Source organism: Pseudonocardia sp. KRD291 (assembly GCF_019263595.1).
GTDB lineage: Bacteria > Actinomycetota > Actinomycetes > Mycobacteriales > Pseudonocardiaceae > Pseudonocardia.
In genome coordinates, this window is the sequence record NZ_JADQDD010000003.1 from 48942 (window position 1) to 67460 (window position 18519).

An 18519-nucleotide genomic window follows, 5' to 3' on the forward strand; every position below is an offset into this window, starting at 1 on the left:
ATGAACCGGCCGCAGCGCTACAACGCCTTCCGCGGGAAGACCGTCGAGGAAATGATCAAGGCGTTCCGCGCCGCGCAGGCCGACCACCAGGTGCAGGCGATCATCCTGACGGGGGCGGGGGACAAGGCGTTCTGTACCGGCGGCGACGTCAAGCAGCGTGCGGAGACCGGCGACTACGGGCCCACCGAGAGCGGGATGTTCGAGATCGGCAACCTGCACAAGCTGATCCGCGACATCCCCAAGCCGGTGATCGCGGCCGTGAACGGTCTCGCGATCGGCGGCGGGCACGTGTTGCACGTGCTCTGCGACGTCACGATCGCCGCGGACACCGCCCGGTTCGGCCAGTCCGGCCCGAAGGTCGGTTCGTTCGACGCCGGGTTCGGCTCGGCCTACCTCGCCCGCGTCGTCGGGGAGAAGCGGGCGCGCGAGATCTGGTTCTGGTGCCGCCAGTACGACGCGCAGGAGGCCAGGACGATGGGGCTGGTGAACGCCGTCGTGCCGGCCGACGAGCTGCAGGCCGAGGCACGTCGCTGGGCCTACGACGTGGCGGAGAAGAGCCCCACGGCGATCCGCTTCCTCAAGCAGTCGTTCAACGCCGACACCGACCACCAGGCCGGGCTGTCCAACATGGCGATGTCCGCGCTGAACCTGTTCACCGAGTCCCCCGAGGGCCGGGAAGGCGCGGCGGCGTTCGCCGAGAAGCGGGCTCCCGAGTTCGCCAAGCACGTCACGGGTCACTGAGGACCACCGTGGATTTCGACGTCACGGACCGGCAGGCCGAGTACTGCGGGCGCGCGCGGGCGATCAGCGAGACGCGGCTGCTCCCTGGCTACCGGGCACGCGAACGCGACGGTCACATCGGGGCCGACCTGCGCGAGGAGATCGGCCGGGCCGGGTTGATCGCCCCCGAGACCCCCACCGAGCTCGGCGGGCAGGGGCTCGACCGGCTCACCACCGGAATGATCACCGAGGAGATCGGCCGCGGTGACGTCAACGTCGCCTACCTGCAGGTCGTCGGATCGCTGGTCGCACAGATCCTCGCCGGCAACGCCGACCCGGAGCTCGCGCACCACTGGGTGCCGAAGATCTGCAGCGGCGAGGAGATCGTCGGCATCGGCCTCACCGAGCCGCACGCCGGCTCGGACGCCGGGATGCCGCGCCTGACCGCCCGCCGCGACGGCGGCGACTGGGTGCTCGACGGGGTGAAGTCGCTGTCGTTCGCCACCGACGCGGCGGCGGTGGTGGTCTTCGCCCGTACCGGGCCCTCGCGGGACCGGGGCAAGGACATCAGCGCCTTCCTGGTGCCACTCGACCTCGACGGGGTCTCGCGCGAGCCGTACTCCGACATGGGCACCAGGGCCGTCGGTCGCGGCGCGGCCCACCTGAGCGGCGTGCGGGTCCCGTCCGGTCACCTGCTCGGCGCCGAAGGGCGCGGGTTCACCCAGGTCATGGCGGGCTTCGACTTCAGCCGCGCGCTGATCGGTCTGCAGTGCCTCGGTGCCGCACAGCAGACCCTGGACGAGACGTGGCGCTACGTCGGCGAGCGCGAGGCGTTCGACCAGCCACTGAGCCGTCATCAGGGAGTGGCGTTCCCGCTGGCCGAGGCCGAGACGCTGGTCTGCGCGGCGCGCCTGCTCTGCCACCAGACGCTGTGGCTCAAGGACGCGGGCAGGCCGCACACCTCCCAGGCCGCGATGTGCAAGTGGTGGGCCCCCAAGACCGCCTACGACGTCATCAACCAGTGCCTGCTCCTGCACGGCCAGTACGGCTACCGCACCGAGCTTCCGATCGAGCAGCGGATGCGCGACGTCCTCGGCCTGCAGATCGGCGACGGGACGGCCCAGATCATGAAGCTCGTGATCTCCCGGCAGCGGCTGGGCCGCCGGCTCGCTCCCTGACGAGCCGGCATTCGACGAGGAGGGCATCACCCATGGGAAATCTGGACAGCAGGATCGCCATCGTGACCGGCGCCGGCCAGGGCATCGGGCGCGCCATCGCGGAGAAGCTGGCCGCGGAGGGTGCGACCGTGGTGGTCGGCGACATCAACGACACCACGGCGAAGGAGACCGCCGCAGCACTCGGTGGCGGCGCCGTCGGCGTCCGCGCCGACGTCACCGACGCGGAGTCGGTGAACGCGATGGTGGAGCAGGTCCGTTCGCAGTTCGGTCGGATCGACATCCTGGTCAACAACGCCGGCTGGGACAAGGCGAGCCCGTTCGTCGACTCCGACCCCGCGGACTGGGACCGGGTCATCGCGATCAACCTCTACGGCGTCCTGCACACCTGCAAGGCGGTACTACCGATCATGGCCGAGCAGGGTCACGGATCGGTGGTGAACCTGGCTTCCGACGCCGGCCGCGTCGGGTCCTCGGGCGAGGCCGTCTACTCCGCGGCCAAGGGCGGGGTCATCGCGTTCACCAAGACCATCGCCCGGGAGATGGCCCGCCACGAGATCAACGCCAACGTGGTCTGCCCCGGCCCGACCGACACCGCGCTGTTCGCCTCCATGGGGGGCGACGACCCGAAGCTGCGCGACGGCCTGACCCGCTCGATCCCGTTCCGGCGCCTGGCCCAGCCCGCCGACCTCGCCGGTGCGGTCGCGTTCTTCGCCTCGCCCGACGCCTCCTACATCACCGGCCAGACCGTCAGCGTCAGCGGCGGGCTGACGATGAGCTGATCCGTCCGCCCCTCACCTGCGACGACATCTCCTGCGACGACATCTCCTGCGACAAGGACGTTGCCATGGCCTTCGACACGACCCTGACCACCGATCTGATCCGGCGCTACACCGACCAGGGTTACTGGCGGGACCGCGTGATCACCGATTGCCTCGACGAGGCCGCCACGGCCACACCGGACAAGGTCGCCTTCGTCGACCCCCGGCGTCGGGTGACCTATGCCGAGCTGCGCCATGAGGTCGACCGGTGCGCGCTCGGCCTGATCGAGCTCGGTGTGCGTCCTGGTGACGTGGTCTCGTTCCAGCTGCCGAACTGGATCGAATGGATCGTCGTGCACTACGCGGCCTCCCGGATCGGAGCGGTGAGCAACCCGCTCATCCCGATCTACCGCGAGCGGGAGCTGGGCTTCATGGTCGGCCTCGCCAAGTCCAAGGTCGTCGTGGTGCCCCGCACGTTCCGCGGGTTCGACCACGCGGCGATGATCACCAAGCTGCGCGGCGACTGGCCCGCGCTGGAGCACGTCCTGGTCGTGGACGGTGACGGCGCAGAAGGCACCTCGTCCTGGGAGGAGTTCGCCGCCACCCCGTGGGAGCAGCGCCGGGACCCCGGCGAGTTGGCGGAGCTGCGCCCGGACCCGAACGACGTCACACTGCTGATCTTCACCTCGGGCACCACCGGGGAGCCCAAGGGCGTGATGCACACCCACAACACCGCGGTCGCGGCGAACGACCCGCTGCCGCAGCGGCTCGGCATCAGCGCCGACACCGTGTTCCACATGGCCTCGACGCTCGCCCACCTCACCGGCTTCCTGTACGGGGCCCGGCTGTCGGTGCAGAACGGCGCGACGACGGTGCTGCAGGACGTGTGGGACCCCGCCCGGTTCGTCGAGCTCGTGGCCGAGCACGAGATCACCTACACCTCGGCGGCGACCCCGTTCCTGCACGACACGCTCGCCGCGCCGAACCTGGCCGAGCACGACATGTCGTCGCTGGTCCGGTTCTGCTGCATGGGCGCCCCGATCCCGCGCGCGATCGTGCGTGCGGCCCGGGAGAAGCTGCCCGAGCTCGTGGTCCTCGGCGGCTGGGGGCAGAGCGAGGACGCCCTGGTGACGCTCGGGATCCCCGGAGACCCCGACGACAAGCTGATCGACACCGACGGGTACCCGTGGCCGGGGATGCGGATCCGTGCGGTCGACGGGGCGGGGAAGGAGGTCGCGCCCGGTCAGGAGGGGCTCCTGCAGGTCACCGGGCCGTTCCTGTTCGTCGGCTACGCCGAGCGGCTGGAGATGACCCGCGACGGCTTCGACGGCGAGTGGTTCGACACCGGGGACCTGGCCACGATCGACGCCGAGGGCTACCTGAGCATCACCGGGCGCAGCAAGGACGTGATCATTCGCGGAGGGGAGAACATCCCCGTCGCCTACGTGGAGAACGTGCTCTACGAGCACCCCGACCTCGCCGAGGTCGCGGTCGTCGGGCTGCCCGACCCGCGACTGCAGGAACGGGCGTGTGCCTGCGTGGTCCTCGCCGCCGGCGCACCCGGGTTCACCGTCGACGACATGCGGGCCCACCTGAGCGAGAAGGGGGTGGCCAGGCATTACTGGCCCGAGCGTCTGGAAGTGCTCGCCGCGCTTCCGCGCACGGCCAGCGGGAAGATCCGGAAGTTCAGGCTGCGCGCCGACTTCGGGGTGACGCCGTGAGCACCGCCGCCCGTCCCCGGCGACGGTGTTCGGCGAACAGGGTGCGCAGCACGCGGGTGCCGTCGGCGAACGTGCGCAGGTTGGTGCCACCGAACATCCGCCGACGCTCGACCGACGGCACTTCGGTGATCGTGAGGCTCGCCGCGGCGATCCGGCAGTTGAGCACCGTCTCGATCTCGAACCCGTCACCCCAGAGCATGCCTTCGGACGGTGCCGGAGCGTCGACCGGTGGCAGTTCCAGCAGGGGCAGCACGTCGGCCCAGAAAGCGTTGTAGCCGTAGCAGAGATCGGTGTACGACGTGCCGAACAGCGCATTCGCGACGCGGTTGAGGCCGAAGTTGCCGCCCTTGCGCAGCAGCGTGATGTCGTCGCTGCCGCCGCCGAGGGCGAACCGGCTGCCCTTGGCGAAGTCGGCGCCTTCCAGGAGTGCGGCGACGAAGGCGGGGATCTCCGCGGGATCGGCGGAGCCGTCCGCGTCGAACATGACCACCACGTCACCGGTGACCTCGGCGAAGCCGCAGGCCATGGCGTTGCCCTTGCCCCCGCGGGTCTGGGTCACGGTGCGCACGGAGGGCAGCACGCGACGGGCGACCTCGAGCGAGCCGTCCGTCGAGTGGCCGTCGACGAGGATGATCTCGTGGACCGCCGGCCGCACCGCGGCGATCGCGGGCAGGACGATCTCGAGGTTCTTCGCCTCGTTGCGCGTGGGAACCACGACGCTGACGGCCGGGTGGACAGTGGGAGGTGGGTCGACCGGCACCGCTTCCCGGGTGCACAGGGTCTGCCCGCCCAGGTCGGTCGGCGCCGGGCTGTTCGCGTGGAGGGTCCCGTCGGTCATGTCATTCCGTTCTGCAGGGGTTGGGTTCCTTCAGTAACGGGCGTGCCGCCGCGGCACACTCAACCTTGTGTGACGCCGTTCACCCGGACTCGAGCTGTCGACGGGACGGCTGTACCGCCGCCGCACGATCGCCGGGTCACTGCCCGATCACGGTGCGGGGTGTGGGCTCTCAGGCGGCGAGGGCTTGCGGGGCGGCTTGATCGAGTCTGGTGCGCAGGAAGGCGACCTGGGTGACGGTCTGCTCTCGGCAGACGGAGGCGGTAGCGAGAGCGTCGGTGTCGCGGGTGGCCTGGTACCCGCGAGTGCGGGGGCCGCCAGCCGGAGTCAGAGCACGTGTGAAAGGGCCAGTGCGCCGCCGTCGATGGGGTAGATCCCGCCCGTCATGTAGCTGGAGGCGTCCGAGGCGAGTAGCAGGGCGAGGCCCTTGAGCTCGTCGGTGTGCCCGATCCGTCCCAGGGGCACCGTCTGCTTCCAGACTTCCTCGCCCGGATCGAAGCCGGATCCGATGTTGGTCCGGAACGGGCCCGGGGCGATCGTGTTGACCGTGACGCCCGACCCGGCGAGGTCGAGTGCTGCCTGCCGGCCGAGGCTCACGACCGCCGCCTTCGTCGCGACGTAGGAGTACGCGACCATCGGGTCGGTCCGCAGGCCGGCCGTCGACGCCGTGAGCACGATCTTGCCGCGTCCCTGTGGGCGCATCAGGCCGGCGGCCGAGCGCAGCGTGGCCAGGACACCGTCGAGGTTGACCGCGGCCACGCGCTGCCAGCTGTCCATCGGGAACTCCTCGATCCGCCACGCCGGGTCGGTGTAGCTCGAACCGATCGAGATGCCGGCGTTGACGAAGACCCCGTCGAGCCGGCCGTCCTCGTCGAACGTGGCGCACAGCGCGGCGTCGACCGCGCCGGGCTCGGTCACGTCGACCACCTGCCCCCGGACCGGCCGGCCGTCGGCACGCAGCCTTGCGGTCTCGCGCTCCACCCGCTCGGCGCTGTGGTCGAGCACCGTCACGGTCGCGCCCTCGTCCAGCAGGATCTCGGCGACGGCCAGACCGAGGCCGCTGCCCCCGCCCGTCACGGCGAAGGCGCGGCCGCTCACGTCGAACAGTGCCCCGGCTCGGGGGCGGGACGGATCGCTCACACGGACTCCTCGGGTCGGGGCTCGACTGTGGACGGGACGGCGACATCGACGAGGACCTTGACCACGTCCGGAGCGTGGTGAGCTGTAGCCAGTGCGCCGCCGGAGCCCTCGAGGGGGTGACGCAGGACGGGAAGACGGTCGAGCTCCGTGGCCCAGCGGCCGGCCATCTCCGCGGCCAGCGCGAACTCCTCGCCGGTGCAGCAGCTCGAACCGAGGATGCGCAGCTCCTTGGCCGCGATGGTGCCCGGGTGCACCGGTCCGGACGCCGAACCCAGCCCCACGACCACGACGGTCCCGCCGACGCGGACGACGTCCAGCGCGGTGTCGAGGACTGCGGGTATGCCGGTTGCCTCCAGGACGGCGTCGGCGCCTCGGCCGTCGGTCCGGTCCAGGACCCGTTCGCGAAGCCGCTCGCGGTCGGTATCGGTCGTGGTCGAGGCCCCCCACAGCGCGCCGGCCTCGGCCCGTGCCCGGGCCGGATCGACCAGCAGGACGTCTGCCCCGCGGTCGGCCAGCGCGAGGCAGATGCCCTGCCCGACGGCGCCGCCGCCGAACACGACGGCCCGGTCGCCCTCGCCGACACCGGAGCGCGCGACGGCATGCACCCCGACCGAGAGAGGCTCGACGAGGGCCGCGACAACGTCGCTCACGGCGCCCAACCGGACCACCTGCGAGCCCGGCACCATGATCTGCTCGGCGAGGCCGCCGTCGCGGTGCACCCCGATGATCGAAAGCTCCAGGCATGCGTTGACCGCCCCGGCAGCGCACATGTGACACGAGCCGCAGGACAGCAGCGGCCACACCGCGACCCGCTCACCGACGGCGAGCCGCCCGCTCGGGTCGTGCATCACCTCTGCGCCGATCTCGTGGCCCTGAACCCGGGGCAGCCCGCGCGCGGACCCCGACAGTGCCGCGTCGTCGCCGTCATAGAGATGGACGTCGGACCCGCAGATCCCGACCGCCAGTGGTCGCAGCAGGACCTCTCCGGGCCTTGGCGCCCCTGGCGGCTCCAGGTCGCGGACGGCGACCTCACGAGAAGCCGTGGTGATGGCGGCGCGCATGATTCTCCTTCGCTCGAACCGGCTGAGGCGTGCGTAACGTAATGTGTGTCACCGACTCGACTCATGATCGAGCGCGCAGATGCCCGTGCAATTCGCGCATCCACGCCGCTCGCGCTCGAGCCGACGAGGAGGTCTTCGACGATGAAGATGAGTACCGCGGACGTCGCCCGGCCGGGCCGCGCCCGCCACTGGCAGTCGGTCATCAGCGACGTGTACGTCCCGCTGGAGTTCCGGCCGCGGACCGGCGGCGCCGGGTTCGAAGCCGAGCTCGAGGTAAATGCCCTGGACGGCGTCGAGTTCTCCCGGCTCCGGGCCGATCCGCACGCGGTCGTCCGCTCTGCCGGCGCGATCGACCGCGGCGCGGGAGCCTTCGTGTTTGTGATGCTGCCCCGTGCCGGGGAGCTCGTCGTGGAGCAGGACGGGCGGACCGCGCGACTGCGACCGGGGGACCTGGCTTCCTACGACACCTCCCGACCCTGCCGGATCGAGTCGGGGGAGCCGTTCGACCTCACGATCGCCAAACTGGCGGTCGGCGCCTTCCGCACCGCCGGTTTCCCGGCGCCGCCGACCTCGTGCACCGCTGTGCGGGTCGACCGGGACTCGGCCATCGGATCCCTGGCTTCGAGCTACCTGGTGCAGCTCAGCGAGCTGAGCCGCCGCCGCAATGACCTCGGAGTCGGCGCGACCACGGTGAGCCTGCTGTCCACCACGTTCGCCGACCTCGGCGGGACCCTCGAGCGGCGAGAGGCCCTGCGCCGGCGGGCCGAAGGGATCGTCAGCGACCGGCTCGGGGACCCGGCGCTGGACCCGGGCCGTCTCGCGGCCGCCCTCCACGTGTCGCTGCGCACGCTGCAGCTCGCATTCTCCGAGGTCGGCCAGTCGCCGGCGCGCTTCATCCTGGATATGCGGCTGGGCCGGGCCGCGACGCTGCTCGCCGACCGAGGTCAGGCCGGACGTTCGGTCACCGAGATCGCCTTCACCGCGGGGTTCGGCGACTCCTCGCAGTTCTCCCGGGCGTTCAAGGCACGGCTCGGCTGTTCACCGCGCGAGTATCGGTTGCGCGAATACACAAATCCGGGTGCGCTCAGGGACAGGTGACCGCCGACACGTCCGACTTACTGTCGGTTCGCTCCGCAGCCCACCGGCTGCCGCGAGACCGATCCACCAGGAGTCGACGTGACCGAGCTTGCCGAATCCCCCACCACCGATCGGCCCCGGGTCGATCCGTACAGCGCCTCCCGACTCGCGATCACCCGCGAGTTCGAGGTCCCGGACATTCACATCCCCGCCGACGAAACCTCGTCGCCCTGGGTGCCGTGGGGCGACAACGCCGCCATCCGCCACCTCGCCTTCGACGTACGCAACAACAAGTTCACCAACATCCTGTGGGTCAAGGGCGGCGGCCACCTGGGCGTGCACCGGCACAGCGGCGCCGTCCGCGGATTCTGCCTGGAGGGCACCTGGCGTTACCTGGAATACGACTGGGTCGCCACCCCCGGTGGATACGTACACGAGAACCCCGGTGTGCGGCACACCCTGGTCTGCGACAACCCGTCGGGGATGAAGACACTGTTCTGGATGGAAGGCACCCTGGAGTTCTACGACGACGCTGGCGAACTCGACGAGATGATGGACGTGTTCTGGTTCATCGAGCACTACGTCACCTACTGCCGGGCGAACGCCATTCCCGTCAATCCCGCGCTGTTCGTCTGAACCGGACCGGACGCCATCATGACCGCCGGTCTTCCCATCCGTTCCGAACAGGACGTCATCGAGGCTATCGAGGCCTCGACAGGCACACGTACCCGCATGCGCTGGGTCTGGGCGCTGGCTCTGGGCGGAATCTTCTTCGAGGCCTACTCGAGCACCGCCCTCGGTTCGGCGCTCGAAGCGTTGCAGCGCCAGCTCGCATTGTCGGCCTTTCAGGTCTCCGTCGTCACCAGCACGTCGATGCTGGTGGCACTGCTGCTCTGCCCAGTAGCCGGACGGTTGTCGGACCGCTACGGCCGGCTGCCGATGATCCTTCTCGCCAAGGTGCTGGCCGTCGTATCGACGCTGGTGGCAATCGTCCTGCCGACATTCGAGCTCTTGGTGTTCAGCCGGGTGCTCGCGGGTGCGTCCTGGGCGCTGGACTTCGCCGTCGTCATGGCCTACATCGCCGAGTTCCTGCCGCGACGCCACCAGGGACGACTCAACCGCTGGCAGGGAATGTGGTACATCGCGACCACGGGCAACCTGTTGCTCACCGCGGGCGTGTACCTACTCGGGGTGGGCGACGACATCTGGCGGTGGTCACTGGGCAGCGCGGGGGTGGTCGCCCTGCTGCTGGGCATAGCCCAGTGGTTCACACTTCCCGAGTCGCCGCGGTGGCTCGCTTCTCAGGGGCGGGTGCGGGAGGCGACGCGGGCGATGCGACTGATCTATCGGGTCGAGGTCGAGATGCCGGCGGCGGACGTCGCGCCGGCACGGTCCGGGCAGGACGGTGGGGGCGCGGCCGGGCTGGCCGAGATGTTCCGCGGACGCTATCGACGGCGCACCGTGCTCGCCGGAGTCACGTTCATGATGCAGGGCCTGGAGTACTACGCGATCGGCTGGTACCTGCCGATCATCGCGCTGCAGCTGTTCGGTGCCGGCTTCCTCCCCGCGACGCTCGGCGTCGTGGCCTTCAACCTGTTCGGCATCGTCGGTGGCTTCGGGTCGACCTCCGTCGCGGCACGGCTCGGCATCCGCCGCTCGATGCAGCTCGGGTTCGCAGGAGTCGCCGTGTTGGTCCTGGCGCTGGGTGTGTTCTTCGACAGCTTGCCGGTGTGGGCGGCGGTGGCGCTTCCGGCCGCGTTCCTCCTCCTGCACTCGGCCGGACCCGCGCCCGGCGGAGCCAGCCTCGCAGCCCTCGCCTACCCCAGCCACCTGCGCGCACTCGGCTCGGGCCTCACGAACACCGCCGGGAGCGCAGGGGCGGCGATCGGCCTGTTCGTGTTCCCATTACTACTGGCCGAGCTCGGACCGCGCGGCGCAATCACCGTGACGGCGGCCGCCCCCGCGATCGGCTTCCTGGTCTCGACGCTCGTCCGCTGGGACCCGGAACGGGAACCCGAAACAAGTGACACAAGTGACACGAGTGAATCGGCTCGGACGGCGGCCGGAAAGTTCTAGTGGCGACTCTGCGCTTACCGGGCGGACGCATCATCGGCCGGTGCGGGCCATGTCCGGGGGTCGCTGCCCTTGCGTAGCTCAGCCAGGGTCGCGAACGGTACGGCGGCAACGGTAACGCAAGGAGGCCGCCCGGGTCCGTAGACCGATCCGCTCACGAGTCGGTAGTTCAGGGTGTCGGCTCGAAGGGGCCTGGCGTGCCCCCGCGGCGACGTGTCTACTCGACGAGGCACGCACACCTCGACGGGGAGGAGCCGGTCATGGGACGGCTGGACGGCAAGGTCGCACTGATCACGGGGGCCGCGCGCGGCCAGGGCCGTGCGCACGCGCTCACCCTCGCCCGCGAGGGCGCGGACATCATCGGCGTGGACGTGCTGCAGGACATCGAGACAGTCCCTTACGGACTGTCCACCCGCGACGAGCTGGAGGAGACGGCCCGCGGTGTCGAGGACCTCGACCGGCGCGCTCTGTTCCTGCAGGCCGACGTCCGCCAGCAGGGCCAGCTCGACGAGGCCGTGTCCCGCGGGCTGTCCGAGTTCGGGCAGATCGACATCCTGAGCGCCAACGCCGGCATCTACTCCCAGGCGAACTTCTGGGAGCTGACCGAGCAGATGTGGCAGGACATGATCGATGTCAACCTCTCCGGGGTGTGGCGCACCTGCAAGGCGGTGGCCCCGCACATGATCTCCCGGCGCAGCGGGGCGATCGTGCTGACCGCGTCGGTGAACGGGTTCAGCCCCGGCTACCAGCTCTCGCACTACGTGGCGGCCAAGCACGGCGTGCTCGGGTTGATGCGCAACTACGCCGTCGAGCTGGCGCCCTACGACATCCGGGTCAACGCCGTCTGCCCCGGCGTGATCGACACGAAGATGGTGAACAACCCGCCGCTCTACGAACGTATGGCGGGCAAGGCGGACAGCACCCGTGAGGAGGCGTTGGAGGCCGTCCGGCACTTCCACCTGCTGCACGGCCGGTCGATGATGCCGCCGGAGACGGTCAGCAACGCGATCCTCTGGCTGGTCAGCGACGAGGCACGCCACATCACCGGCGTCGCGTTGCCGGTCGATGCCGGGCACAACGTGCTGGACGGCTACAACCCGGTTCCGACGAAGTAGCGTCTACGCCGGGTACTCGTCGCGCTTGCGGGGCCACCCGGAGAAGTCCTCGCCGCGGCCGTGCGGCGTCCGGTCCAGCAGCTGCCAGGTCGGGTTCAGGGCCTCGGTTCCGCGGTCGTAGGTCGAGTACGTGTGGTGCACGACGCCGTCGCGCAGCGCGAAGCAGCTCAGCGCCATGAGCTCCATGACGTCGAGCATGCTTCCGCTGCCCGACCCGTAGTCCCGGCGCGCCGTCGGGACGTGCATGTAGTCGAAGAAGTCGGCGTCGAAGCCGCTGTCTCCGGAGGAGACCCACTCGACGTCCCATCCCATCCGCTGCCGGTACCGCGTCAGCACCGGCAGCGGGGAGCGCGAGGCCAGCAGGAATGTCACGTCCCGGCGCGCCAGGTGCGGTGCGGCGCCCACCAGGCCGTCCGTCTCGAACGTGCAGCCCGGGCAGCCGTCGGGCGTGTTCGGGCCGTGCATGAAGTGCCGCACGACCAGCTGGGAGCGTCCGTCGAACAGCTCGGCGAGTGTGCGTGGCCCGGATGTGGTGTCGAAGACGTACTCCTTCTCGACCGGTACCCACGGCAGCTCCCGCCGTCTGCGGGCGAGCTCGGTGGACCGCCGGGTCAGCTCCTTCTCCTCGGCCAGCAGGCTCTCGTAGTCGGCCCGCCACTGCTCGCGCGTCCCGGTCGCATGCGCTGTCGTCATCGTGTCCCTCCCAGGGTGTCCTACGGTTCTGTGAGGACAGACCGGAGTCGGTTCCGGAACTCATCTGTGAGGGTCGGTGGTTGCGACAGCTGTCGCACGCTCGTGCCGTTCCCTGCAACGGCTGCTACTGGCTCGCGCACCGCTCCGGCGTGCACCGTGACGGCATGGTCAGCAGGGGAGAGGGTCGTGTCGGTCCGAAGTCGCCGATCACCGGTGCGCATGCGGTCGCGTCCAGCCAGCATCCGGTCGTCACCGACGTGATGCTGGAGACCATGCGGGGTGGTGGCAACGCCGTCGACGCGGCGATCGCCGGGTGCATGGTCCAGGCCGTCGTCCAGCAGGACATGACCAATCATGCGGGGACGGTCACCGCCCTGGTCCACGACGCGGCCGGCGGCCGGACGTTCGAGCTCAACAGCGGCGGGACGATCGTGCCGGGTCTGGCGCGGTTCGCGCCGGTGCCGATGGGCAAGGGTCTCTACGCCCCGGCGCCCGGTGTGCCGATGGCGGTGATCCCGGGGTTCATGCCGGGGATGAAGGCGCTCCACGAGCGGTTCGCCACGCGGCCGTGGGCGCAGCTGTGCGAGCCGGCCGTGGAGTGGGCCGAGCAGGGCCACGAGGTGACCTCGTTCGAGCACCTGGTGCTGGCCCAGACGGTCGACCTCTTCCTCTACACCGAGTCCGGACGCCGTCACTTCACGCCGGACGGGCACCTGCCCCAGGTCGGGGACCGCTGGGCATCGGCCGAGCTCGCCGCCACGATGCGCAAGGTCGCCGTCGAGGGCCCCGACCACTTCATCACCGGCGAGTGGGCCGAGCAGTTCGTCGCCCGGGGCAACGCGCTCGGCTGGGCGGTCAGGGCCGAGCACATGAGCGAGATCCCGCCGCGCTGGTCGGATCCCTACACCTGGACGCACGACGGCCACACCGTGGTGCAGCAGTCGCCGCCGGAGCGCCAGGGCGTGTTCTGCCAGATCGTGCTCGGCATGCTCGCCGAGCTCGACGTCACCTCGCTCGGACACTGGTCGGAGTCGGCGGAGTCCCTCTACTACCTGGCCCATGCGCTGCGCCGGGCCGGCCTGGAGACCGGCCTGCTCAACGACCCGACCGTGTTCGGTGACGCCAGTGCCGCCATGGCGACGCCCGAGATGATCGCCGGTTTCGCCCGGATCCTGCGCGACGCGCGCTCGCACACCGACCTGACCCAGCACGTCGCGCTCACCCGCGGGCTGCCGGCGGTGGCGGCATCCGGTGCCTCCACGCAGCCGGCCGGGAGCTGCGAGCTGTCCATCGTGGACCAGCACGGCAACTGGGTGCAGATGATGAACACGCTGCAGGGCAGTGGGATCCCGGGTGAGGTGGTCGGCGGCGTCCCGATGGTCGGCAGCCACGCCATGAACGGCCTCACCTCGGGGATCGAGGGCTGGCACGTCGGCGGTGGCCGCGTCCGGTCGATCCTGTCGAACACGATGGTGCTGCGCGACGGCGTCCCGCGGCTCGCGCTGGGCTCGCCGGGCAACGTGCACTGCACCGTGCCGCAGGTGCTGTCCAACATCCTGGACTTCGGGATGGACCCCTACGACGCCGATGACGCGCCGCGCTGCCTGCCCTACGCCGACGACCACACGATCTCGATCGAGTCCCGGGTGTCGCCGGAGGTGCCCGACGGGCTCGCCCGGATGGGCGTGCTGCTCAACCCGTTGCCCGCCTACGACTATCACATGGGCACCTATCAGATGAGCTGGCGCTCCGACGACGGTGTCCTGCACGGCTGTACCGGACCGCGCCGCGAGGGCGTGGCGGCCGGGTTCTGAGACAGAAGGAGAGCTCACATGTGGTTGATCGGTGCCACCGTCGTCGACGGCACGGGCAGTGACCCGCAGACCGGCCGGGCCGTGCTCGTCGAGGACGGCCGGATCGCGGCCGTCGGCGACGCCCCGCCGTCCGGGGCCGACGTCGTCGACTGTGCCGGGTTGACGCTGACCCCGGGCCTGATCGACGCCCACGTCCATTTCGGATTGTCCAGTCCGATCGATGCCGGCGTCACGCACGGGGTGTCGGTCGCGGAGCTGGCCGCGGACATGTTCGAGAACTGCCGCCGGACACTCGCCTGCGGGTTCACCACGGTGCGCGACACCGGGGGCATCGACGCGGGTCTGGCAGGGGTCGTCGCCGCCGGGAAGGTCGCCGGGCCGCGGATCCTGTGCGCCGGCCCGCTGTTGTGCCAGTCCGGCGGGCACGGGCACATGGCCCCGGAGTGGGAGCCCACCGCCGACTGGTCCGACCACGACATCCCCGGGCTGCGCTCGCTGTCGCTGCTCTGTGACGGGCCGGACGAGATGCGCAAGGGAGCCCGGGAGGCGTTCCGCCGCGGCGCGGACTTCCTCAAGCTCTGTGTCACCGGCGGGGTGGTCTCCCGCCACGACAAGCTCACCGACACCCAGTTCGGCGTCGACGAGATCGCGGCCGCGGTCACGGAGGCGAGCGCGCGCGGCACCTACGTCACCGTGCACGCGCACAACAACGACGGCATCCGCAATGCGATCGCCGCGGGCGTCCGCTGCGTCGAGCACGGCTCGCAGATCGACGACGAGACCGCCGCCCTGATGGCCGAGCACGACGTCGCCCACGTGCCCACGCTCGCCGTCGTGGAGGCGCTGCTCGAGGACTCGACCGATGCCGGCCTGCCGGCGAGCATCGCCGACCGGGTGGGCGTCGCGAAGCAGGGCCAGATCGACGCGATCCACGCCTCCCGCCGGGCCGGTGTGCGCATCGGCTCGGGCTCGGACCTGATCGGACCCGGGCAGGACAACCGTGGCCGGGAGCTGCTGCTGCGGTCCCGGATCGAGTCGCCGATGGCCGCACTGGTCTCGGCCACCCGGGTCAACGCCGACATCCTCGGCATCGGCGACGAGGTCGGCACGGTCGCGGCCGGCAAGCGCGCCGACCTGGTCGCGTTCCGGGGCGACCCGCTGGCGGACCCGACGCTGTTCGCGGACCCGGGCGCCGTCGCGCTCGTCGTGCAGGGCGGGCGGGTCGTGCGCGACGAGCGATGACCACGCAGGCGTTCACGCGCGTCACCGGCCACGGCTGGGCCACCGACAAGGACGTGGCGCTCACCGAGAACACCGAGTGGCCGGCCTTCGCCATGAAGGTGCTCGGACTGGAGCCGTGAGCAGAGGGGAGGCCCCGGCCGGGACCGGCCGGGGCCTCCCCGTGATCAGGACGCCGTGACGCCGGTGCGCAGGTCGCTCCCGCGCGTCTCCGGGATGGCCCGGAAGATCACCGGGAGCCCGATCAACGCGAGGGCGGTGGCGTAGAAGGCCGGTGCCAGCAGGCTGCCGCTCACGTCGACGAGCGCCTGGCTCACCAGCGGTGCGGTGCCGGCGAACACGGCGTAGGCCACGTTGTAGGGCAACGCCATACCGCTGAAGCGCACGTCGGCGGGCAGCATCTCCAGCACCGCCATCGACCCGGCGCCGAGCAGCGCCACGACGACGAGCAGGGCGAGCATCGCGAACACGATCGCCACGAGACTCTGCGTCCCGATCAGGAAGTAGGCCGGCACCGTCAGGACGACGGCCGCGACGGAGCCCGCCCGCACCAGTGGGCGCCGTCCGATCCGGTCGCCCCACGAGCCGAACACCGGCGCGAGGACGGCGGCGAGCAACGTGAGACCGGTGATGATCGTCAACGAGGTGGTGGACGAGATGCCGCCGGCCTGCCCGAGGTAGGTCGGCATGTAGCCGAGGAACATGTGGGTCACGACGCCGAGCACCCCGAAGTAGCAGAACAGCACCAACATCATCCGCCAGTACCCGCGCAGCAGTCCGCCCAGCGAGGGGGGACGGGTCGTACGGTCCGCGGCGAGCTCGGTGAACACGGGCGTCTCGTCCACCCCGAGCCGCAGGAACAACCCGACCAGTGACAGCAGGCCGCCGAACACGAAGGTCCAGCGCCATCCACCGGCGGCGAACGCGTCTCCGGCCACGGACTGGAAGACCACGATCGTCAACGTCGCCCCGGTGGCGCCGAGCATCGTCGAGCTGCCGACCAGCCCCGCCCACAACGCACGACGACCGGGCGGCGCGTGCTCGACGCTGAACGTCATCGCACCGGTGTACTCGCCCCCCGCCGAGAACCCCTGGGCCAACCTGCACACCATGAGCAGGATCGGGGCAGCGATACCGATGGCCGACCAGCTGGGCAGCAGCCCGATCGCCGCGGTCGCCGCACCCATCAGCAGCACCGACACGCTGAGCGCGGTGCGCCTGCCCAGCCGGTCACCGATCCGGCCGAACACGACCGCGCCGGCCGGCCGGGCGACGAACGCGACCCCGTAGATCGCGAACGTGGCGAGCAGCCCGGACGAGCCGCTGCCGGTGGGAAAGAACGTCGCGGCGATCACGACGGCGGAGAACCCGTACAACGTGAAGTCGAACCACTCCACGAAGTTCCCGGACGCGCCGGCCAGCATAATTCGTGCCGGCGACTGTCGAGGTCTCACGTTCGCCTTGTCGCCGTGCTCGGAAATCAAGTCCGCCATTGCAGGGGCCTCCTCAGCCAGGGCGTCACCGTGGGAAGGAGCATCGTCGGCCCGGGTGGGGAAGGAGGAGTGCCCGATGTCACCTGTCCCGTACGGTCGGTGCGACAGCTGTCGCACCGCGCGAGCCGGCGGCAGGGCACCCGAGCGTGGACGGAGCAGGACCGGTGGCGGACGACGACCTACAGGACATCGTCGACGAGCTCGCCGGACGGCTGCAGCGGTCGGTCGCGATCGACGATCCGGCGATCCGGCTGCTGGCCGCGAGCCGGCACTTCGGCGACGAGGACCCGGTGCGGGTGGCGTCGGTCCTCAACCGATCGGTGAGCCCGGGCGTCGTGGACGAGGTACTCCGCCACGGAATCGCGGGATGGACGCGGCCGGGGAGCGTGGTCGTCCCCGGGGAGAGCACACTCCCGCGGCTGTGCGTTCCGGTGCGCTGCAGCGGACTGCTGCTGGGATATCTGTGGCTGATCGACACCGACGGCACGCTCGACCCGGGCGAGATCGAGCTGGCCGACGACGCCGCGGCCAGGGCCGGGGTCGTGCTCTACCGGCGGTTGATCCTGCACGAGCGCTCGAAGGCGCGCCACGAGGCGATCCTGCGTGAGCTCGTCTCGTCCGACCACTCGGCCCGCATCCAGGCCGTCGAGGATCTGCGGGCGGAGAACCTGTTCCCCGAACGCGCCGCGTCCTTCGTCGTCCTCGGCGCCCAGGTCAGCGGCGGCGGCGATGCGGCGGCCGTCGCGCTCGAGTCCGCCCTGGAGGAGGGCCTGCGCGCGAGCAACGACGTCCACCTCACCGCGGCGAACCGGTCGCGGGCCTGGGTCCTGCTCGCGCGGCACGCCGCAGAGTTGCCGATCGACGCCGTCAGCGACCGGATCCTCGCCCGCTTCCGGTCGCTGACCCGCGACGGGGCCCAGGTGGTGATCGGCGTCGGATCCGCGGTCGAGGGTCTCGAGTCCGTGGTGGACTCCTACCGCCAGGCGTTCCTGGCCGCCCGCGCGGCCCTGCTCGTGCCCTCGATCGGCACCGTGGCCAGGTGGGGCGAGCTGGGCCCCTACGAGGTGCTGCTCAAGCTGCCCGTCGACGACCTCCTTCTCGCATCACAGGTGCCTGCTCTGGCCGAGCTGGAACGCCACGACCCGCACGGCGTGCTGATGCAGACGCTCGAGGCGTTCTTCGACCACGCGGGCGACGTCCGGCGCACCGCCGACCTGCTGTGCGTGCACCGCGCGACGCTCTACCACCGTCTCAAGCGTATCGAGACGCACACCGGCAGCCGCCTGAGCCGCGGCGACGACTGGCTGACCCTGCACCTGGGGCTCAAGCTGCGCGCGCTGGCCGCGGCCTACCGGAGCCGGCCCGACTAGCTCGAGAGCCGGCTCGACCAACTAGCCCAGGACCGTCCCGGACGTCTCGGCGTTGACCTTGCGGAGCCGGGAGAACGCGCCCAGGTCGATCGTCTGTCCGATGTGGGCGGCCGGGAACTGCACCGGGTGTGCGTCGTGGTCCCGCCCGCCCTCCACCTGCTCGATGATCGCGGCCAGGAACTTCCCGGCCAGCGGGGCGTTCTTGAACTGGTTGCCGCTGGTGCCGATCGCG

General features: G+C 70.7%; 17 protein-coding genes and 1 pseudogene. 12 read left to right on the forward strand and 6 right to left on the reverse strand.

What is annotated here, in order from left to right; all coding sequences use genetic code 11:
- From I4I78_RS01400 to I4I78_RS01415, 4 genes are all read left to right on the forward strand, one after another.
- Window positions 1-741: an enoyl-CoA hydratase-related protein gene (locus I4I78_RS01400; RefSeq protein WP_218609322.1), complete on the forward strand. Its 741-nt coding sequence runs from the start codon at window positions 1-3 to the stop codon at window positions 739-741.
- Between the two features lie 8 nt (window positions 742-749).
- Window positions 750-1898 carry an acyl-CoA dehydrogenase family protein gene (locus I4I78_RS01405; RefSeq protein ID WP_218609306.1) on the forward strand — a complete coding sequence of 383 codons (1149 nt, stop codon included), beginning with the start codon at window positions 750-752 and terminating at the stop codon, window positions 1896-1898.
- A 32-nt stretch (window positions 1899-1930) separates the two neighbouring features.
- Window positions 1931-2677: an SDR family NAD(P)-dependent oxidoreductase gene (locus I4I78_RS01410; RefSeq protein ID WP_218609307.1), complete on the forward strand. Its 747-nt coding sequence runs from the start codon at window positions 1931-1933 to the stop codon at window positions 2675-2677.
- A 65-nt stretch (window positions 2678-2742) separates the two neighbouring features.
- Entirely contained in the window at window positions 2743-4377 is a 1635-nt protein-coding gene (locus I4I78_RS01415) for an AMP-binding protein (protein ID WP_218609308.1), read from the forward strand.
- On the opposite strand, the gene I4I78_RS01420 is transcribed toward I4I78_RS01415, so the two are convergent.
- The 3 genes from I4I78_RS01420 to I4I78_RS01430 all read right to left on the reverse strand — a co-directional run bounded on the left by I4I78_RS01420 (window position 4343) and on the right by I4I78_RS01430 (window position 7413).
- Entirely contained in the window at window positions 4343-5215 is an 873-nt protein-coding gene (locus I4I78_RS01420; RefSeq protein ID WP_218609309.1) for a glycosyltransferase family 2 protein, read from the reverse strand. The genes I4I78_RS01415 and I4I78_RS01420 overlap by 35 nt on opposite strands.
- 324 nt (window positions 5216-5539) lie before the next feature.
- The gene (locus I4I78_RS01425; RefSeq protein WP_218609310.1) at window positions 5540-6352 is read right to left on the reverse strand and encodes an SDR family NAD(P)-dependent oxidoreductase; all 813 of its coding nucleotides are present in this window, start codon (window positions 6350-6352) and stop codon (window positions 5540-5542) included.
- Window positions 6349-7413 (reverse strand): zinc-binding dehydrogenase, encoded by a 1065-nt coding sequence (locus I4I78_RS01430; RefSeq protein WP_218609311.1) that lies wholly within the window; start codon window positions 7411-7413, stop codon window positions 6349-6351. Before I4I78_RS01430 ends, I4I78_RS01425 begins: the two co-directional genes overlap by 4 nt.
- Window positions 7414-7554: 141 nt before the next feature.
- Here I4I78_RS01430 and I4I78_RS01435 point away from each other — a divergent pair, with 141 nt between their 5' ends.
- The 4 genes from I4I78_RS01435 (at window position 7555) to I4I78_RS01450 (ending at window position 11678) form a co-directional block, all read left to right on the forward strand.
- Window positions 7555-8511 carry a helix-turn-helix domain-containing protein gene (locus tag I4I78_RS01435; RefSeq protein WP_218609312.1) on the forward strand — a complete coding sequence of 319 codons (957 nt, stop codon included), beginning with the start codon at window positions 7555-7557 and terminating at the stop codon, window positions 8509-8511.
- A 78-nt stretch (window positions 8512-8589) separates the two neighbouring features.
- Entirely contained in the window at window positions 8590-9126 is a 537-nt protein-coding gene (locus tag I4I78_RS32455) for a 2,4'-dihydroxyacetophenone dioxygenase family protein (RefSeq protein WP_218609313.1), read from the forward strand.
- 96 nt (window positions 9127-9222) lie between these two features.
- Window positions 9223-10566 carry an MFS transporter gene (locus tag I4I78_RS01445; protein WP_218609314.1) on the forward strand — a complete coding sequence of 448 codons (1344 nt, stop codon included), beginning with the start codon at window positions 9223-9225 and terminating at the stop codon, window positions 10564-10566.
- Window positions 10567-10823: 257 nt separating this feature from the next.
- Complete coding sequence (locus tag I4I78_RS01450; protein ID WP_218609315.1) at window positions 10824-11678, forward strand: mycofactocin-coupled SDR family oxidoreductase; 855 nt, start codon at window positions 10824-10826, stop codon at window positions 11676-11678.
- A gap of 3 nt (window positions 11679-11681) precedes the next feature.
- Here the strand turns inward: I4I78_RS01450 and I4I78_RS01455 are convergent, their stop codons facing one another.
- Window positions 11682-12371, reverse strand: coding sequence for a DUF899 domain-containing protein (locus I4I78_RS01455; RefSeq protein WP_218609316.1), 690 nt, complete (start codon window positions 12369-12371; stop codon window positions 11682-11684).
- Between the two features lie 164 nt (window positions 12372-12535).
- Between I4I78_RS01455 and I4I78_RS01460 the strand changes: the two genes are divergently transcribed.
- From I4I78_RS01460 to I4I78_RS33275, 3 genes are read left to right on the forward strand one after another with little or no spacing between them, the layout of a single operon-like run.
- Window positions 12536-14185, forward strand: coding sequence for a gamma-glutamyltransferase (locus I4I78_RS01460; RefSeq protein WP_226378895.1), 1650 nt, complete (start codon window positions 12536-12538; stop codon window positions 14183-14185).
- Window positions 14186-14203: 18 nt separating this feature from the next.
- Complete coding sequence (locus I4I78_RS01465) at window positions 14204-15427, forward strand: amidohydrolase family protein (RefSeq protein ID WP_218609317.1); 1224 nt, start codon at window positions 14204-14206, stop codon at window positions 15425-15427.
- The gene (locus tag I4I78_RS33275; RefSeq protein WP_255567052.1) at window positions 15424-15546 is read left to right on the forward strand and encodes a hypothetical protein; all 123 of its coding nucleotides are present in this window, start codon (window positions 15424-15426) and stop codon (window positions 15544-15546) included. The genes I4I78_RS01465 and I4I78_RS33275 overlap by 4 nt, the downstream gene beginning before the upstream one ends.
- Window positions 15547-15591: 45 nt before the next feature.
- Here the strand turns inward: I4I78_RS33275 and I4I78_RS01470 are convergent, their stop codons facing one another.
- Complete coding sequence (locus tag I4I78_RS01470; protein ID WP_218609318.1) at window positions 15592-16917, reverse strand: MFS transporter; 1326 nt, start codon at window positions 16915-16917, stop codon at window positions 15592-15594.
- Between the two features lie 164 nt (window positions 16918-17081).
- Here I4I78_RS01470 and I4I78_RS01475 point away from each other — a divergent pair, with 164 nt between their 5' ends.
- A complete protein-coding gene (locus I4I78_RS01475; protein ID WP_218609319.1) occupies window positions 17082-18287 on the forward strand; it encodes a helix-turn-helix domain-containing protein in 1206 nt (401 codons plus the stop codon).
- Window positions 18288-18308: 21 nt separating this feature from the next.
- On the opposite strand, the pseudogene I4I78_RS01480 reads toward I4I78_RS01475, so the two are convergent.
- A pseudogene (locus I4I78_RS01480) lies at window positions 18309-18519 on the reverse strand (FAD-dependent oxidoreductase); the annotation flags it as partial.

Bases quoted from the DNA above. Each gene is read 5' to 3' on its own strand.
- I4I78_RS01400 (WP_218609322.1), top strand. From the start codon at position 1: ATGAACCGGCCGCAGCGCTACAACGCCTTCCGCGGGAAGACCGTCGAG.
- I4I78_RS01410 (WP_218609307.1), top strand. From the start codon at position 1,931: ATGGGAAATCTGGACAGCAGGATCGCCATCGTGACCGGCGCCGGCCAG.
- I4I78_RS01415 (WP_218609308.1), top strand. From the start codon at position 2,743: ATGGCCTTCGACACGACCCTGACCACCGATCTGATCCGGCGCTACACC.
- I4I78_RS01420 (WP_218609309.1), bottom strand. From the start codon at position 5,215: ATGACCGACGGGACCCTCCACGCGAACAGCCCGGCGCCGACCGACCTG.
- I4I78_RS01430 (WP_218609311.1), bottom strand. From the start codon at position 7,413: ATGCGCGCCGCCATCACCACGGCTTCTCGTGAGGTCGCCGTCCGCGAC.
- I4I78_RS01435 (WP_218609312.1), top strand. From the start codon at position 7,555: ATGAAGATGAGTACCGCGGACGTCGCCCGGCCGGGCCGCGCCCGCCAC.
- I4I78_RS01445 (WP_218609314.1), top strand. From the start codon at position 9,223: ATGCGCTGGGTCTGGGCGCTGGCTCTGGGCGGAATCTTCTTCGAGGCC.
- I4I78_RS01450 (WP_218609315.1), top strand. From the start codon at position 10,824: ATGGGACGGCTGGACGGCAAGGTCGCACTGATCACGGGGGCCGCGCGC.
- I4I78_RS01455 (WP_218609316.1), bottom strand. From the start codon at position 12,371: ATGACGACAGCGCATGCGACCGGGACGCGCGAGCAGTGGCGGGCCGAC.
- I4I78_RS01460 (WP_226378895.1), top strand. From the start codon at position 12,536: ATGGTCAGCAGGGGAGAGGGTCGTGTCGGTCCGAAGTCGCCGATCACC.
- I4I78_RS01465 (WP_218609317.1), top strand. From the start codon at position 14,204: ATGTGGTTGATCGGTGCCACCGTCGTCGACGGCACGGGCAGTGACCCG.
- I4I78_RS33275 (WP_255567052.1), top strand. From the start codon at position 15,424: ATGACCACGCAGGCGTTCACGCGCGTCACCGGCCACGGCTGGGCCACC.
- I4I78_RS01470 (WP_218609318.1), bottom strand. From the start codon at position 16,917: ATGGCGGACTTGATTTCCGAGCACGGCGACAAGGCGAACGTGAGACCT.